Annotated in this window: 18 protein-coding genes; 9 read left to right on the forward strand and 9 right to left on the reverse strand. The window is 66.2% G+C overall.

Annotation, left to right across the window (positions count from 1 at the left end; translation table 11 throughout):
- The first annotated feature begins 101 nt into the window (after positions 1 to 101).
- Genes IEW24_RS03920 through IEW24_RS03935 form a run of 4 tightly spaced genes read left to right on the forward strand, consistent with a single transcriptional unit; the run spans position 102 to position 2,927 of the window.
- Positions 102 to 743 (forward strand): DUF1285 domain-containing protein, encoded by a 642-nt coding sequence (locus IEW24_RS03920; RefSeq protein WP_188575589.1) that lies wholly within the window; start codon positions 102 to 104, stop codon positions 741 to 743.
- Positions 740 to 1,411, forward strand: coding sequence for a CoA pyrophosphatase (locus IEW24_RS03925; protein ID WP_188575591.1), 672 nt, complete (start codon positions 740 to 742; stop codon positions 1,409 to 1,411). The genes IEW24_RS03920 and IEW24_RS03925 overlap by 4 nt, the downstream gene beginning before the upstream one ends.
- On the forward strand, positions 1,408 to 1,668 hold the full coding sequence (locus IEW24_RS03930) for a DUF6111 family protein (protein WP_188575593.1): 261 nt from the start codon (positions 1,408 to 1,410) through the stop codon (positions 1,666 to 1,668). The genes IEW24_RS03925 and IEW24_RS03930 overlap by 4 nt, the downstream gene beginning before the upstream one ends.
- Positions 1,665 to 2,927, forward strand: coding sequence for a CCA tRNA nucleotidyltransferase (locus tag IEW24_RS03935; protein ID WP_188575595.1), 1,263 nt, complete (start codon positions 1,665 to 1,667; stop codon positions 2,925 to 2,927). Before IEW24_RS03930 ends, IEW24_RS03935 begins: the two co-directional genes overlap by 4 nt.
- 21 nt (positions 2,928 to 2,948) lie before the next feature.
- Here IEW24_RS03935 and IEW24_RS03940 read toward each other — a convergent pair whose 3' ends face one another.
- The 4 genes from IEW24_RS03940 to IEW24_RS03955 all read right to left on the reverse strand — a co-directional run bounded on the left by IEW24_RS03940 (position 2,949) and on the right by IEW24_RS03955 (position 5,676).
- Positions 2,949 to 3,158, reverse strand: coding sequence for a YodC family protein (locus IEW24_RS03940; protein WP_188575597.1), 210 nt, complete (start codon positions 3,156 to 3,158; stop codon positions 2,949 to 2,951).
- A gap of 67 nt (positions 3,159 to 3,225) precedes the next feature.
- Entirely contained in the window at positions 3,226 to 4,173 is a 948-nt protein-coding gene (locus IEW24_RS03945) for a hypothetical protein (protein WP_188575600.1), read from the reverse strand.
- A gap of 73 nt (positions 4,174 to 4,246) precedes the next feature.
- A complete protein-coding gene (gene hemF / locus IEW24_RS03950; RefSeq protein WP_188575604.1) occupies positions 4,247 to 5,131 on the reverse strand; it encodes an oxygen-dependent coproporphyrinogen oxidase in 885 nt (294 codons plus the stop codon).
- Positions 5,132 to 5,208: 77 nt separating this feature from the next.
- Positions 5,209 to 5,676 (reverse strand): tRNA (cytidine(34)-2'-O)-methyltransferase, encoded by a 468-nt coding sequence (locus tag IEW24_RS03955; RefSeq protein ID WP_188575606.1) that lies wholly within the window; start codon positions 5,674 to 5,676, stop codon positions 5,209 to 5,211.
- 253 nt (positions 5,677 to 5,929) lie between these two features.
- Here IEW24_RS03955 and petA point away from each other — a divergent pair, with 253 nt between their 5' ends.
- From petA to IEW24_RS03975, 4 genes are all read left to right on the forward strand, one after another.
- Positions 5,930 to 6,454 carry a ubiquinol-cytochrome c reductase iron-sulfur subunit gene (petA, locus tag IEW24_RS03960; protein WP_188575608.1) on the forward strand — a complete coding sequence of 175 codons (525 nt, stop codon included), beginning with the start codon at positions 5,930 to 5,932 and terminating at the stop codon, positions 6,452 to 6,454.
- A gap of 39 nt (positions 6,455 to 6,493) precedes the next feature.
- Entirely contained in the window at positions 6,494 to 7,777 is a 1,284-nt protein-coding gene (locus IEW24_RS03965; RefSeq protein ID WP_188575610.1) for a cytochrome b, read from the forward strand.
- Positions 7,778 to 7,790: 13 nt separating this feature from the next.
- A complete protein-coding gene (locus tag IEW24_RS03970; protein WP_210324123.1) occupies positions 7,791 to 8,627 on the forward strand; it encodes a cytochrome c1 in 837 nt (278 codons plus the stop codon).
- 160 nt (positions 8,628 to 8,787) lie between these two features.
- A complete protein-coding gene (locus IEW24_RS03975; protein ID WP_188575612.1) occupies positions 8,788 to 9,330 on the forward strand; it encodes an adenine phosphoribosyltransferase in 543 nt (180 codons plus the stop codon).
- Between the two features lie 73 nt (positions 9,331 to 9,403).
- On the opposite strand, the gene IEW24_RS03980 is transcribed toward IEW24_RS03975, so the two are convergent.
- Positions 9,404 to 11,077 carry an electron transfer flavoprotein-ubiquinone oxidoreductase gene (locus tag IEW24_RS03980; protein WP_188575615.1) on the reverse strand — a complete coding sequence of 558 codons (1,674 nt, stop codon included), beginning with the start codon at positions 11,075 to 11,077 and terminating at the stop codon, positions 9,404 to 9,406.
- 184 nt (positions 11,078 to 11,261) lie between these two features.
- Here IEW24_RS03980 and IEW24_RS03985 point away from each other — a divergent pair, with 184 nt between their 5' ends.
- On the forward strand, positions 11,262 to 12,170 hold the full coding sequence (locus IEW24_RS03985) for a uracil-DNA glycosylase (protein WP_188575617.1): 909 nt from the start codon (positions 11,262 to 11,264) through the stop codon (positions 12,168 to 12,170).
- Positions 12,171 to 12,320: 150 nt separating this feature from the next.
- Here the strand turns inward: IEW24_RS03985 and IEW24_RS03990 are convergent, their stop codons facing one another.
- The 4 genes from IEW24_RS03990 to IEW24_RS04005 all read right to left on the reverse strand — a co-directional run bounded on the left by IEW24_RS03990 (position 12,321) and on the right by IEW24_RS04005 (position 14,919).
- The gene (locus IEW24_RS03990) at positions 12,321 to 12,623 is read right to left on the reverse strand and encodes a hypothetical protein (protein WP_188575618.1); all 303 of its coding nucleotides are present in this window, start codon (positions 12,621 to 12,623) and stop codon (positions 12,321 to 12,323) included.
- Positions 12,624 to 12,656: 33 nt separating this feature from the next.
- Positions 12,657 to 12,983, reverse strand: coding sequence for a hypothetical protein (locus tag IEW24_RS03995; protein ID WP_188575620.1), 327 nt, complete (start codon positions 12,981 to 12,983; stop codon positions 12,657 to 12,659).
- A 265-nt stretch (positions 12,984 to 13,248) separates the two neighbouring features.
- Complete coding sequence (locus IEW24_RS04000) at positions 13,249 to 14,313, reverse strand: zinc-binding metallopeptidase family protein (protein ID WP_188575622.1); 1,065 nt, start codon at positions 14,311 to 14,313, stop codon at positions 13,249 to 13,251.
- 132 nt (positions 14,314 to 14,445) lie between these two features.
- On the reverse strand, positions 14,446 to 14,919 hold the full coding sequence (locus IEW24_RS04005; RefSeq protein ID WP_188575624.1) for a CYTH domain-containing protein: 474 nt from the start codon (positions 14,917 to 14,919) through the stop codon (positions 14,446 to 14,448).
- Between the last annotated feature and the right edge of the window lie 21 nt (positions 14,920 to 14,940).

The following is a 14,940-nucleotide window of genomic DNA, read 5'->3' on the forward strand; positions in this document are numbered from 1 at the left end:
CCGGAAGAACCAGCTTACGATAAGTTGGCTCCGCGTCGAGGCATCCGTTTGCGGTGCGGTGGAGAACGCGTCTCACGTCATCGCGAGGAAGCGGGCACAACATGGGCGAGCAGGAGCGGCCGCAGGGCCGGGCAGAGGAACGCGAAGCGAGCGCCGGCGCGGCGTCCGGCCGCCTCGATGCGCTCATGGCGGCGGTCAAGGCCACCGGCGGGCGCGGTCCGGCACCGGTGGAGCGCTGGAACCCGCCCGATTGCGGCGACATGGACATGCGCATCGCCGCTGACGGTACGTGGTTCTATATGGGCACGCCCATCGGCCGCCCGGCCCTCGTCCGGCTGTTCGCCTCCGTGCTCACCCGTGAGGACGAGCGCTACGTGCTGAAGACGCCGGTGGAGAAGATCGGCATCCGCGTGGATGACACCCCCTTTCTCGCGGTGGAGATGGCGGTGGACGCGGGCGAGGGCGGCGCCGAACTGGTGTTCCGCACCAATCTCGATGACCTCGTGCGCTGCGGCCCCGGCCATGACCTGCGCTTCGTCCCCGGCGAGGGGGAGGGCGAGGTCCGGCCCTATGTGCATGTGCGCCACGGGCTGGAGGCGCGCCTCACCCGCGCGGTCTTCCTCGATCTTGTGGAGCGGGGGGAGGTGCGGGAAGCGGATGGCATCCCCATGTTCGGTGTGGCGTCGGGGGCCGCCTTCTACCCTATGATGCCCGCGTCCGCTCTCGATCTTGCAGGCCAATGACCGCCTCTTCCCCTCTACAAGCCTCTTCCGCTCAGGCTCCGCGCGCGCTGGACGATTTTCTCGCCCGTGCCGCCGCCCGCCTCTCGCAGGTGCCCCCCGCACCCTATGCGGCGGATAGCCATGCCACGCTGAATGGCGACCATGCCCTTGGTGGCCACGGACAAGTGAACGACAAGCCGCCGCGTCCGGCGGCGGTTCTGGTGGCGGTGGTGGCGCGCCCCGAGCCCACGGTGCTGCTCACGCTGCGCTCGACGACCCTTTCCGCCCATGCCGGCCAGATCGCCTTTCCCGGCGGACGACGGGATCCGGAGGACAAGGACGAGGTGGCGACCGCCTTGCGCGAGGCGCGCGAGGAGGTGGGTCTGGCCGCATCTCTCGTGCGACCATTGGGCTTTCTGGACGGCTACCTCTCCAGCACCCATTTCTGGATCGTGCCGGTGGTGGGGCTGGTTCAGCCCGATTACGCCCTCACCCTCAATCCGGCCGAGGTGCAGGAAGCGTTCGAGGTGCCCTTGTCCTTTCTCATGACGCCGGCCAACCACCAGCGCCAGTCGCTCATGCGCGACGGGGTCAAGCGGCAGTTCTATGCCATGCCCTATGAGGGCCGGTTCATCTGGGGCGTCACCGCCGGCCTGCTCCGCAACCTGTATGAGCGGGTGTACGCATGATCAGGACCGTGCTGGTGGAAACCGCGCTCTTCCTGTCGCCCTTCATCGCCTATGGGCTGATCCTGCTGGCGCTGAAGGGCTCCGTGGTGCCGCAGCACTGGTCGCCGCGGGCGCTCGCCATCTGCGCCGTGCTGGCGGTGCTCCTGGTGGCGGCGGGCCTCTATGTCTTCGAATGGGATCGGGGCGCGCCGCCCGGCAGCGTCTATGTGCCGGCACACATGCAGGACGGCAAGTTCGTGCCCGGCTCCTATCGATGAGCGCGATTGACGATCGCCACATTGCCGATGCGCCGTGGCTGAAGACGCCCGCCCTGAAGGCCGTGTTCGCCGCGCTCAACGGGGCCGGCGAAGAAGTGCGGGTTGTGGGTGGGGCCGTGCGCAATGCGCTGCTCGGTGTGCCCGTGCATGACGTGGACCTCGCCACCACCGCCACGCCGGAGGAGGTGGTGCGCCGGGCCGGGGCGGCGGGGCTCAAAAGCGTGCCCACGGGCATCGCCCATGGCACGGTGACGCTCGTGAGTGCAGGCACGCCCTTCGAGGTGACGAGCCTGCGCGAGGATGTGGAGACCAACGGCCGCCACGCGGTGGTGCGCTTCGGCCGCGACTGGGCGCGGGATGCGGCGCGCCGCGACTTCACGCTCAACGCCTTATATGCGGATGCCGAAGGCCGCCTCTACGATCCCGTCGGCGGCCTGCCGGACCTGCTGGCCCGCCGGGTGCGCTTCATCGGTGATCCGGGCATGCGCATCCGCGAGGATCATCTGCGCATCTTGCGCCTGTTCCGCTTTCATGCCGCTTATGGCAACGGCCCCGTGGACGGCCCGGCGCTGCTGGCCTGCGTGCGGCAGCGCGAGGGGCTGGACCGGCTGTCACGCGAGCGGGTGCGGGCGGAGATGTTGAAGCTGGTGGTGGCGGTGGGCGCTCCCGCCACGCTGGTGGAGATGAGCGACGCCGGCCTGCTCGGGCGCATCCTCGGCGGCGTGGCAGACCTTCCCGGCTTCGCCCGGCTGGCGGCGCTGGAGACGGCGCTCGGCCTTGCGCCCGTGGCCGTGCGGCGGCTCGGCGGACTGGCGGTGCGCATCACCGAGGATGCGGAGCGGCTGCGGGACCGACTGCGGCTTTCCAATGCGGAACAGGCCCGGCTGCTGGCTTTGACCGGTGCACCGATGGTCTCTCCGGACATGCCGGACGGCGTGGCGCGACAGGTGCTCTACGGCGTGGGTGCGGAGGTTTTTCTGGACCGGCTGCTGATCGCCGCTGCCCGTGGCGGGGGCGATCCGGCGCCGCTGGCGCGCATGGCGGCGGACTGGCAGCCGCCGGATTGCCCGATCACCGCGGGCCGCCTGATGGCACAGGGTCTGAAGCCGGGACCGATGCTGGGCGCCACGCTGGCGCGTGCCCGCGCGGACTGGGTCTCGGCCGGTTTCCCGGCAGAGCCCGATGATATCGACCGTATCATCCGCGCGACACTGACTCCTGCGGGAGAGCCGGGCCGCGCGGATGAACGGGACGCATGACCCCCCGTTAAATCGCGGACCTCAGTCCTCGTCTTCCTCGTCGTCTTCCTCGACCTCGAACTCCGGCACTTCCAGCGCTTCCAGCACGATGGCGTCGAGTTCCTGAGTGCGGAATTCGCCAGTCTCGTCCGAATACCAGATCACCTTCACGCTCTCGCCGGTCTCGGCGATGACGGTGAGGGCGGGGCTGCCGGACTTGAGCTGGACGATATCTCCGGGGGCGAAGGCCATGACGTGATCCTTGTGCGCCGCCACCATGCGGCGCGCCGAGGCTTAGCCGGGGTTCGTGACGGTAGGATCACGGCCGCCGGAAACTGATGAAATCCAGAAAGGAGATGGGGCGGCTATTCAGTCGGACCTGTTCCACCTGCGTGCTGCCGAGCGCGGAGAAGCCGTTCAGGCGCTGCACCTGATTGTTGAGCTGGGTGCCGATGACCTGTGCCATTGGGCCTGTCATCGCAACGGGAGCGGTCGGGTTGGCGGTGGGCGGATTGGCGGGGGACGGACTACCGGCCCAGATCCGGGCGGGTTCGATCAGATTGTGCAGGGTCCGGAAGCAATAGTTGAAAATGATGAGGTGATGGGTGCTGCTCCGCCAGTCCACGTCGAACCACCCCTTGAAGCGGGACGGCTCGAAGGTCTGGTGATCGGAGGATTGCGGCATGCTCTTCTCGGCCGCACAGTCGAACTCACCCGCTGCGGCGCTCTGGGCGATCTTGCCGTAGCTCAGCGGATCCAGATCGATGCCGTTGGACAGGATAAGCTCGGGCGTGCCGGCAGTGCTCGCCCAGTCGAGGTGGCGGCGGACATCGAAGATGTAACTGTCGATCTTCGCGCGCAGCTCCACGCGCCCCTTCTCATAGAGCACGAACGTCTCTCGCCCCCGGGCAAGCAGGAAGCCGGCTTTTTCGGGCGTCGGAGAGGCGGTCGCATCCTTGTAGAGAAAGAACAGGATTTCCTGCAGGGACTGCATGCGGGCGAGATCGCCGGAGATGGTCCGGAATGTCTGGTCGGCCGCTTCGAAGTCGGTCTTGGCACGGGCCAGCCGCTGGTCCACGTCCCAGCGATTATACTGGAAATACACCGTGGTCAGGGCTGCGGCGACCGTGGAGATAAGGCCCACGATAAAGCTGGTGAGGCCGAGATCCCGCAACCTTGCCCAGAAGCCGGGCCGCTGCGGGGGCGACGACGTTTCGCTCAGAATGCGCAGCGGCTGCGGCAGACGTGAAAGGTCGACCTCCGGCATGGCCCCATCCCCGGTATATGCCCATGGGGGAGTATGCCACGACCGGGGACGGAGTGCCTGCCAGTGTTGCTCCTCAGGGCCACTTCACCACGGGCGGCATGGAGGACAGGATGGAGGCGACGTTGCCGCCGGTCTTCAGGCCGAAGATGGTGCCGCGATCGTAGAGCAGGTTGAACTCCACATAGCGCCCGCGCCGCACCAGCTGCTCCTCGCGCTCGGCCTCGCTCCAGGCTCTCGCCATGTTGGCGCGCACGAGGCGCGGGTAGATGTCGAGAAAGCCCTCGCCCACTGCGCGGGTGAAGGCGAAGTCGGCATCGAAGGCGCCACTGTCCAGCCAGTCGTAGAAGATGCCGCCGACGCCGCGCATCTCATTGCGATGCTTCAGGAAGAAATATTCATCGCACCACGTCTTGTAGCGCTCGTAATCGGCCACCGGATGCGCCCCGCAAACCGATGAGAAGGCGGCATGGAAGGCCTGCGTGTCCGCATCCTCCTGCGTGCGCCGGCGATCGAGCACGGGGGTGAGGTCGGCGCCGCCGCCGAACCAGCTTTTGGTCGTCACCACGAAGCGGGTGTTCATGTGCACCGCCGGCACATGCGGATTGTGCATGTGTGCGATCAGCGAGATGCCGGAGGCCCAGAAGCGGGGATCCTCCGAGGCGCCGGGGATCTGGGCGCGGAATTCGGGGGCGAATTCGCCATAAACCGTGGAGGTGTGGACGCCCACCTTCTCGAACAGGCGTCCGCGCATCAGGCCCATGGTGCCGCCGCCGCCGGGCGCGCCGGTATGGTCGGTGCGCTCCCAGGGCGAGCGCTCGAAGCGGCCGGCGGGGCCGTCATAGAGGGCGGCGGGGGCGTCGTCCTCCAACTGCTCGAAGGCGGCGATGATCCGGCCCTGCAACGCCTTGAACCAGTCGCTCGCCGCGCGCTTGCGGGTTTCAAGGTCGGTGTCGGTCATCATCTCGCTCCATGGGGGTGTGGGGTTCTAACCCGTGACGTCCCACAGGCAAAGCAGCGCGGGGAGCGCGGCCTCTCTCACCCGCCGTCCACGGGAAAGGCGCCGGTCTGGCGCAGGCCCTCGCCGAGCGCCATGGCCGCCGATACCGCCACATTCAGCGAGCGCATGCCGGGGCGCAGCGGAATTTTCACCCGCGCATCCGCCACTGCATGCACCTCCTCCGGTACCCCGGCGCTCTCACGGCCCATGAGCAGCACGTCGTTGCTTTGAAAAGCAAAGGCGGGCAGGGGCGTCGCGCCTTTGGTGGTGAACAGCACCAGACGCCGGCCTTCCGCCCGGCGCCAGGCCTCGAAGGCGGCAAAGGAGGCGTGGCGCTGCCACTCCACCGCATCGAGATAATCCATACCCGCGCGCCGGAAGGCCGGCGCGCTCACCGGAAATCCGGCGGGTTCGATGATGTGCACGGGCACGCCGAGGCAGGCCCCGGTGCGCAGGCAGGTGCCCGTATTCTGGGCGATGTCGGGGCAATAAAGTGCGAGGATCATCCGTAAACTTACTTAGGTAGCGACATTTCAGGTGGATGGATGGCTCACCTAGGACCGCGTGCCGCATGCAGCGATCTGGACAGACTCTCAAGAGGGTGTAATTAGAGACACTTGAAGGTGCGATCCTCATTTCCGGGGATGGTGTGCCTGTGAAAACTTATGTCGTTCGCAACTGCGAAAGCTTTAACGGCTTTTCGCAGGTTTTTTACTGCGCCTGCGAAGGCGGAGCGAACAATACCTGAGGAAAAGCGCCGTGGCACATGCGGAGACCCCCCAGACTACCCGACGGGATTTCCTGTACATCGCGACCGGCGCCGTTGGGGCCGTGGGCGTTGCCGGCATGGTCTGGCCCTTTGTCGCCCAGCTTCAGCCGGATGCCTCCGTGCTCGCGCTGTCCACCACCGAGGTGGATCTGGCGCCGATCGCCGAGGGACAAATTGTCACAGCCCAGTGGCGCGGCAAGCCCATCTTCATCTTCAACCGCGCTCCGAAGGACGTGGAAGCGGCCCGCGCCGTGCCGCTGAAGGATCTCATCGACCCGCAGTCCGATCAGGACCGGGTGAAGGCCGGCCACGACAACTGGCTGGTGGTGATCGGCATCTGCACGCATCTCGGCTGCGTCCCGATCGGCCACCAGGGCAATTACGACGGCTGGTTCTGCCCCTGCCATGGCTCGCAATACGATTCCTCCGGCCGCGTGCGCGTAGGCCCGGCGCCGCTCAATCTGCCGGTGCCTCCCTACACCTTCACGTCCGACACCAAGATCACGATCGGCTGACGCGCGCGTCCCCTCGCACAATTCAAGAAGGTTGGCTCCATGGAAGGACACTCCACCTACCAGCCCAAGAGCAAGGTGGCGCGCTGGTTTGAAAGCCGGCTGCCGCTCGTGGGTCTGGTGCATTCGAGCGCCATCGCCTATCCGGTGCCCAAGAATCTGAACTATTTCTGGACCTTCGGCGCGATCCTCACCCTCATGCTGGTGGTGCAGATCCTGTCGGGCGTGGTGCTGGCCATGCACTACACCGCCTATGCGCCGGTGTCCTTCGCCCGGGTCGAGCACATCATGCGCGACGTGGATTTCGGATGGCTCATCCGCTACATCCACGCCAACGGCGCCTCGATGTTCTTCATCGCCGTCTACATCCACATGTTCCGCGGCATGTATTACGGCTCCTACAAGGCGCCGCGCGAGGTGCTGTGGATCCTCGGCGTCATCATCTACCTGCTGATGATGGCCACCGCCTTCATGGGCTACGTGCTGCCGTGGGGCCAGATGTCCTACTGGGGCGCCACCGTCATCACCAACCTGTTCTCGGCCATCCCGATCGTCGGCGAGACCATCGTGCAGTGGCTGTGGGGCGGCTATTCGGTCGGCGATCCCACGCTCAACCGCTTCTTCTCGCTGCACTATCTGCTGCCGTTCATGATCGCGGGCGTCGTCATCCTGCACATCTGGGCGCTGCATCACGTGGGCCAGAACAATCCGGACGGCATCGACGTGAAGAGCGTCGCCAAGGACACCGTGCCCTTCACCCCCTACGCGACCATCAAGGACGTGTTCGCGATGGTGGTGTTCCTGCTGTTCTTCTCCTGGTTCATCTTCTACGCGCCCAACTACATGGGCCATCCGGACAACTACATTCCGGCGAACCCGCTCTCCACCCCGGCGCACATCGTGCCTGAGTGGTACTTCCTGCCCTTCTACGCCATCCTGCGGTCCATCCCGGACAAGCTTGGCGGCGTGATCTGCATGTTCGGCGCCATCGCGGTGCTGGCCTTCCTGCCCTGGCTGGACACCTCCCGTGTCCGCTCGGCCAAGTACCGTCCGCTGTTCCGCCAGTTCTTCTGGATCTTCAGCATCGTGGCGGTGGGCCTGGGCTATCTCGGCTCGCAGCCGGCGGAAGGTGGCTACGTGATCGCCTCGCGCATCTTCACCGCTTACTATTTCGTCCACTTCCTCGTGATCCTTCCCCTGCTCGGCTTCATCGAGAAGCCCAAGCCCCTGCCGGCTTCCATCGCGGATGCGGTGTTGGCCAAGAATGGCGGAGCCGGTGGCGCAACGGTGGTCGCCGGGGCCTCCGCCCCGCAGACCAAGGGCTGAGAGCTGGAGACAGATGATGAAGAAGACCATCCTCTTCGGCGCCGCCGCGCTGGCCCTGCTGCTTGCCTCTCCGGTCAAGGCAGCCGAGGGCGGGCATGACGACCTGCCGCATCGCGAAAGCTGGTCGTTCGCGGGCCCCTTCGGCACCTATGACACCGCGCAGCTTCAGCGTGGCTTCAAGGTGTTCCGCGAGGTGTGCGCCGCCTGCCACTCGGCCAACTACCTCTACTTCCGCAACCTCGCGCAGCCGGGCGGCCCCCGCTTCTCGGAAGCGCAGGCCAAGGCGGTGGCGACCGACTACCAGATCACCGATGGGCCGAACGACCAGGGCGAGATGTTCCAGCGCCCCGGCCGCCTGTCCGATCACTGGCCGGCGCCGTTCCCGAACGATCAGGCCGCACGCGTGGCCAATGGCGGCGCCCTGCCGCCGGATCTCTCGGTGATCGCCAAGGCCCGTGCCTCGCACGTGGGCTTCCCCGGCTTCATCACCGACGCCTTCACCCAGTATCAGGAAGGCGGCGTGGACTATATCCACGCGCTGCTGACCGGCTATGTGGATGCGCCGGAAGGCTTCAAGCTGCAGAGCGGCCTGAACTACAACAAGTATTTCCCGGGCCACCAGATCGCCATGCCCAAGCCCATCAGCGACGGGCAGGTGGAATATACGGATGGCACCCCGGCCACGGTGGATCAGTACTCCCGTGACGTGTCGGCCTATCTGATGTGGATGGCGGAGCCGCACCTCGATGCGCGCAAGCGCATCGGCTTCCAGGTGTTCGTCTTCCTCATCGTGCTGGCGGGCCTGCTCTATTTCACCAAGAAGAAGATCTGGAAGAACGTCGCCCACTGAGGGTGTCCCTTCCGCCAGAGCGCTTCCATGCCCGGGCTCGTCCCGGGCATTTGCGTTTCAGGGACACCGGCGCAGGACGCAGGGTTGCGCGGTGCGCCACTGGCCCCGGTGGCGGGGCGGTGGTAGTCGGAAAGCCGATCTCCCATCGGTTTGGCGACCCATGACCCCCATTTCCACCAATCTCATCGACGCGGTCCGCACCATTCCGGACTATCCCAAGCCCGGTGTGATGTTCCGCGACATCACCACCCTGCTCGGCAATGCCCGCGCGTTCCGCCGCACGGTGGATGAACTGGTGCAGCCCTGGGCCGGGGCCAAGATCGACAAGGTGGCTGGCATCGAGGCGCGCGGCTTCATCGTCGGCGGCGCGGTGGCGCATCAGCTTTCCGCCGGCTTCGTGCCGATCCGCAAGAAGGGCAAGCTCCCGCACCAGACCGTGCGCATGGCCTATGCGCTGGAATACGGGCAGGACGAAATGGAGATGCATGTGGATGCGGTCCATGCCGGCGAGCGCGTGCTGCTGGTGGACGATCTCATCGCCACGGGCGGCACAGCGGAAGGCGCGGTGAAGCTGCTGCGCCAGATCGGGGCCATCGTGGAAGCCGCCTGCTTCATCGTGGACCTGCCGGAACTGGGCGGCGCCGAAAAGCTGCGCGCCATGGGCGTGCCGGTGCGCACCCTCATGAGCTTCGAGGGGCACTGAACCCCTCGGTCTGAGAGCGGGCATCAAAAAAGGGCGGCCACTGGCCGCCCTTTCGCGTTTCGAGGGATGCCCCTCACATGTTGGGATAGTTCGGGCCACCGCCGCCTTCTGGCGCGGTCCAGTCGATATTCTGGTTCGGATCCTTGATATCGCACGTCTTGCAGTGGACGCAGTTCTGCGCGTTGATCTGGAAGCGCGGCTCGGCGCCGGTCTCCTCCACCCACTCATAGACGCCCGCCGGGCAGTAGCGGTTGGACGGGCCGGCGAAGATGTCGTGCTCCGACGACTTCTGCAGGCCAAGATCACGCACCTTCAGATGGATCGGCTGGTCTTCCTCGTGATTGGTGTTCGAGATGAACACCGAGGACAGCTTGTCGAAGGTCAGCACGCCATCGGGCTTGGGATAGACGATGGGCTTGAACTCGGAGGCGGGCTTCAGGCTCTGCGCATCGCTCTTGCCGTGGCCGAGCGTGCCGAAGAAGGAGAAGCCCAGCGTGTTGGTCCACATGTCCAGCGCGCCGAGCGGGATGCCGATATAGGTGCCGAACTTCGACCACAGCGGCTTCACGTTGCGGACCTTGTGGAGATCCTTGCCCACGGCGGAGCTGCGCCAGGCGCCCTCATAGCTCGCCACTTCGTCATGCGAGCGACCGGCGACGAGGGCATCGGCCAGATGCTCGGCGGCCAGCATGCCGGAGAGCATGGCGTTGTGGCTGCCCTTGATGCGGGGCACGTTCACGAAGCCCGCCGCGCAGCCCACCAGCACGCCACCGGGGAAGGTGAGGCGCGGCACGCTCTGGTAGCCGCCTTCCGTGATGGCGCGGGCGCCGTAGGAGATGCGCTTTCCGCCCTCGAACGTGTCGCGGAAGATGGGGTGGGTCTTGAAGCGCTGGAACTCGTCGAAGGGCGAGAGATAGGGGTTCTGGTAGTTGAGGTGGAGCACGAAGCCCACCATCACCTGCTCGTCTTCCATGTGGTAGAGGAAGGCGCCGCCGCCGGTCTTGCCGCCCAGCGGCCAGCCGAAGGCATGCTGCACGAGGCCGGGCTTGTGCTTCTCCGGCTTCACCTTCCACAATTCCTTGAGGCCGATGCCGAATTTCGGCGGCTCGCGGCCGGCATCGAGGCCGAAGCGGGCGATGAGGCGCTTGGTGAGATGGCCGCGCGCGCCCTCGGCGAAGACGGTGTAGCGCCCGCGCAATTCCATGCCGCGGGTGAACTCGCCCTTGGGATTGCCCTCGCGATCCACGCCCATGTCGCCGGTGGCGATGCCGCGCACGGCGCCATTGTCGTCATAGAGCACTTCGGAGGCGGCAAAGCCGGGATAGATCTCCACGCCGAGGGCTTCGGCCTTCTGCGCCATCCAGCGCGTGACATTGCCCAGCGAGCCGATGAAGTTGCCGTGGTTGTTCATCAGCGGCGGCATGACGAAATTGGGCAGGCGGGCGCCGCCGGCGGGGCCGAGCAGGTAGAAGTGATCGTCATTCACTTCCGTCACGAGGGGGCGGTCGCTCTCCTCGCGCCAGCCGGGGAGGAGGGCATCGAGGCCGACGGGATCGACCACGGCGCCGGAGAGGATATGGGCACCGGCCTCCGAACCCTTTTCCACAACCACGACCGAGAGGTCTTCGCCGCGTTCTTCCGCGATCTGCCGGAGGCGGATCGCAGTGGCGAGGCCGGCCGGTCCGGCGCCTACGACCACCACGTCGTAGTCCATGCCTTCGCGTTCCGGCAGTTCCGCCTCGGTCATTTTCACAGTCCCCAGTGTTATCTCGTGCCCGCTGACCTGCGGTCGCGCGGAGGTTGGAGTTGTTCCATGGATGCCCTCCGATGACAATTTCTTTCACCCGCCGGAAGATGGGAGCATTCCGCCGGAACGGTTTCAGCGGGGCGCGGGTCTGCTATAGAATGGCTCGGAGCGCCCCGGAAACCTGATGAACTCATTCGTACACAAACAGTTTGCCGATATTCTCGCCTTCTATGCGGAGGCGGGGGTTGATGTGGCTGTGGGCGAAGAGCCGGTGGATCGCTTTGCCGAGAGTGCGGCCGAGCAGGCCAGCCGCAGCGCCCGATCGGTGCAGCCCGGCCGTTCCGCTGATTCGCGGGCGGCTCCCGATGGCCAGCGGCCGGCGCAGCCCATGCGCCCCGCTGCGCCGCAGCCGGGCCCCATGGCATCGGGCCTGCACGGCACGCCGCACGGCGCACCCTTGCCGCCGCAAGTGGCGGCCCAGCATCCCGATGAGGCCGTGATGGCGGCGCGTGATGCGGCGCGCACGGCGACAAGTCTCGATGAGCTGAAGGGTCTGCTGGAGGCGTTTGACGGCTGTCCGCTGAAGCGCACGGCCACGCGCCTGGTGTTCGCGGACGGCAATCCGCAGGCGAAGGTGATGTTCGTGGGTGAGGCGCCGGGCCGGGACGAGGACGTGCAGGGCCTGCCCTTCGTTGGCCGCTCGGGGCGGCTGCTGGATCTCATGATGGCGGCCATCGGGCTCGACCGCACCAGCGCTTATATCGCCAATGTCATTCCCTGGCGGCCGCCGGGCAACCGCACGCCGACGCCGCAGGAGACTGCCATTTGCCTGCCCTTCATCAAGCGGCAGGTGGAGCTGGCCAATCCTGATATTCTGGTGTGCATGGGCGGGCCTGCCGCCCAGTCGCTGCTGGGCATCACGGACGGCATCACCAAGGCGCGGGGGCGGGTGATGCCCTATGAGACCGGCAGCCGGACCATCAAGGCCATCGCCACCTTCCATCCGGCCTATCTTTTGCGCACGCCGCTGGGCAAGCGCCTTGCCTGGCGCGACCTGCTGGCCATCGAAGCCCTGCTGAAGGGCGAGGGCTAGAGGACGTCTTGCGGCTCACCTGTTCGAGCCGCGAAGAGCTTCATCAAGACATAAGAGGCCCGGCACGGACGGCGGGGGCAGTCGGGTCCGTGCCGGGCCTGCTCATGCACCGTTCCAGAGCCCTGTCGGGCTCTGGCGATGCAAGCTCATTCAGCCGTTGTGAGACGGGCCGGAATGGGGATCGTTATCCGAGAACGGGCCGTAGTGCGGATCGAGGCTGCCGGCGGGCGCCATGCTGATCGTACGCTCAAAGCTGGCGGGTTCTGCGTTGACCGGCAGCTGGACCTGATTGCCGGCGACGGGGCCGCGCTGATCGTAAGCGCCGGCGGCGACCGCCTGGAACTCGCGATTGCCCTTGTTGATCGTCTCGTCGGCCATGGCCGAGGAGGCGGCACCGGCGAGGCCGGCGGCGATCATGGAAGCGGCGATGAGCTTGGTGGTGAAGGTGGTCATGGATATCTCTCCTGATTTCGCTTGGTTGTTCGCTCAGTTATGGGCCGGGCCGGAATGGGGATCGTTGTCCGAGAACGGGCCGGACTGCGGATCCAGGCTGCCGGCCGGCGCGCTGAACGACGGAGCGTTGAACGGCGCAGTAATCGAGCGCTCAAAACTGGTGGCCGCCGCATTGGCGGGCAGCTCGTACTGGTTGCCGGCAGCGGCCGCCGGGCCGCGGTGATCATAAACGCCGGCGGCGACGGCATGGAATTCGCGGTTGCCACGATTGATCGTCTCGTCGGCCATAGCCGAGGACGCGGCGCCGGCGAGGCCGGCGGCAATCATTGAAGCGGCGATGAGCTTGGTGAAAGTGGTCATTGTTGTCTCTCCAGATCCCAGCCCCTCGGTTTGACCAAGGTGGGGACGAAGCCTCGTGGGCTCCGTTTCCTCGAGACGGAATTTATGTCCTCGCCACCAATTCGCAAGTAACGAGCCCGTGCTTTCGGGGATGACAAAAATGTTATTGGTTCTTGTGTCGTAATTTCTCCGTAAGTTGTGCCAACTGTTTAACGGATGTGGCGAGATTTGGGTTTGAATGTCTTGGATATGTATCAAAATGTAAAAGCGTATCGTCTTTGGATACTTATTTTTTGGCGTGAATTGCGGTGTGGATGAAGTCGAGCTTCTCGATCACCGGTGCGTTGAGCACGAAAGGATAGAGATCCGGCTGGCCCATGGAGCGGTTGATGGCGTTGATCGCCACCGTCAGCGGCACGAAGGCCTCCACCAGTTCTGTGATGGTGGCCGCGCGATAGGGCGAGAAGTCCACCTCCGCCGCCAGTTCCTCTGCCCCCTTGATGCGCGGGCGCAGTTTCAGGCCGAAGGTGCCGGCCGTCTCCAGCGCGTCCACCATGTGCAGGTAATGCGCCCAGGTCTCGGCGAAGTCTTCCCATGGGTGAGCAGTGGCGTAGGTGGAGATGAAGGCATTCTGCCAGTCGCCCGGCGCGCCATTGTCGTAATGCGCCTGCAGCGCCGCGCCATAGTCCGCGCGCTCGTCGCCGAACAGGGCGCGGAAGGCGTCAAGCCGCCCGCCGTCGCGCACCAGCACGTCCCAGTAAAAATGCCCCACCTCGTGGCGGAAATGGCCGAGCAGGGTGCGATAGGGCTCGTGCATGGCGGTGCGGCGGGCCTCGCGTTCCGCATCGTCAGCCTCGGCGATGTTGATGGTGATCAGCCCGTCCGCATGGCCGGTGAGCACCGGCTGCGGCGTGCCGTCCGGTGCGGTGCCGTCGGACAAGAAGTCGAAGGCGAGGCCGTGGGCGGGATCCTCCGTGCGATCCGGCGCCGGCAGGCCCCAGCGCAGCAGCGAATAGAACAGCTGGTGCTTGGCGCCTTCCAGCTTGCGCCAGTTGGCGAGATTCTCCGGCACCGAGAGATCGGGCACCGTGCGGTTGTGCCGGCAGGCCTCGCACAGGGTGCGGCCGTCATCGGCCGGAACGAGCCAGTTGCAGGCGTCGTGTGCTGCGTTCTCGCAGGAGAAGTAGAGGCGCTCCTTGTCCGCGAGCGGTCGCCACCCGCCGTCCGCCGCTTCCAGGGCCGAGATCTGCGCCTGCGCGGGCAGATACCCCAGCGGCATGCCGCAGCTGACACAGGCCGTATTGTCGAAATGGACGACGTTGCCGCAGTTCTGGCACTGGAAGAGCTTCATGGGATCGCCTCGCCGGAGCGTGCCGCGGCTGATCCGTCGGGGGCTGATCCTTGGCGGTAGCCGGCACGTGCCGACATCAACCCCGCGCGACGGCAAAGGTTGCGTTCGGAGCTGCCGGTTGTGCCGGGGGGCTCAGGGGGCCTGGGTGCCCGGAGCGGGGGACAGCGAGAGGGCGGAATTGCGGTAGCGTGGATCTTCCGTCACTTCCTCGCCGACCCATGGGGGCAGGGGCACGCTCTCGGCGGGATGGTCCAGCTCCACTTCCGCCATGATCAGTCCGGAATTCTCCGCGCCGAATACGTCCACGCTCCACAGCTTGCCGCCGAAGGAGACGTCGTAGCGGGTCTTCTCGATCAGCGGGCGGCGGCAGAGGTCGCGCAGCATGTCCTGCGCGTCGGAGAGCGGGATGGGATATTCGAACTCGGCCCGCGACATGCCCTCCGACGGCCCCTTGATGGTGAGGAAGGCGGCATCCCCTGCGATGCGCACGCGCACCGTGGTCTCGTCGGAGGTGTCGATATAGCCCTGCCGGAAGGAGGCGCCTGTGGCGTTCGCGCGCCAGTCGTCCGAGGTCACGAGGAACTTGCGTTCCACTTCCACAGCCATTGGGGGGCCTTGTCGCCGGGA

It is taken from the genome of Azorhizobium oxalatiphilum (assembly GCF_014635325.1).
Classification (GTDB): domain Bacteria; phylum Pseudomonadota; class Alphaproteobacteria; order Rhizobiales; family Xanthobacteraceae; genus Azorhizobium; species Azorhizobium oxalatiphilum.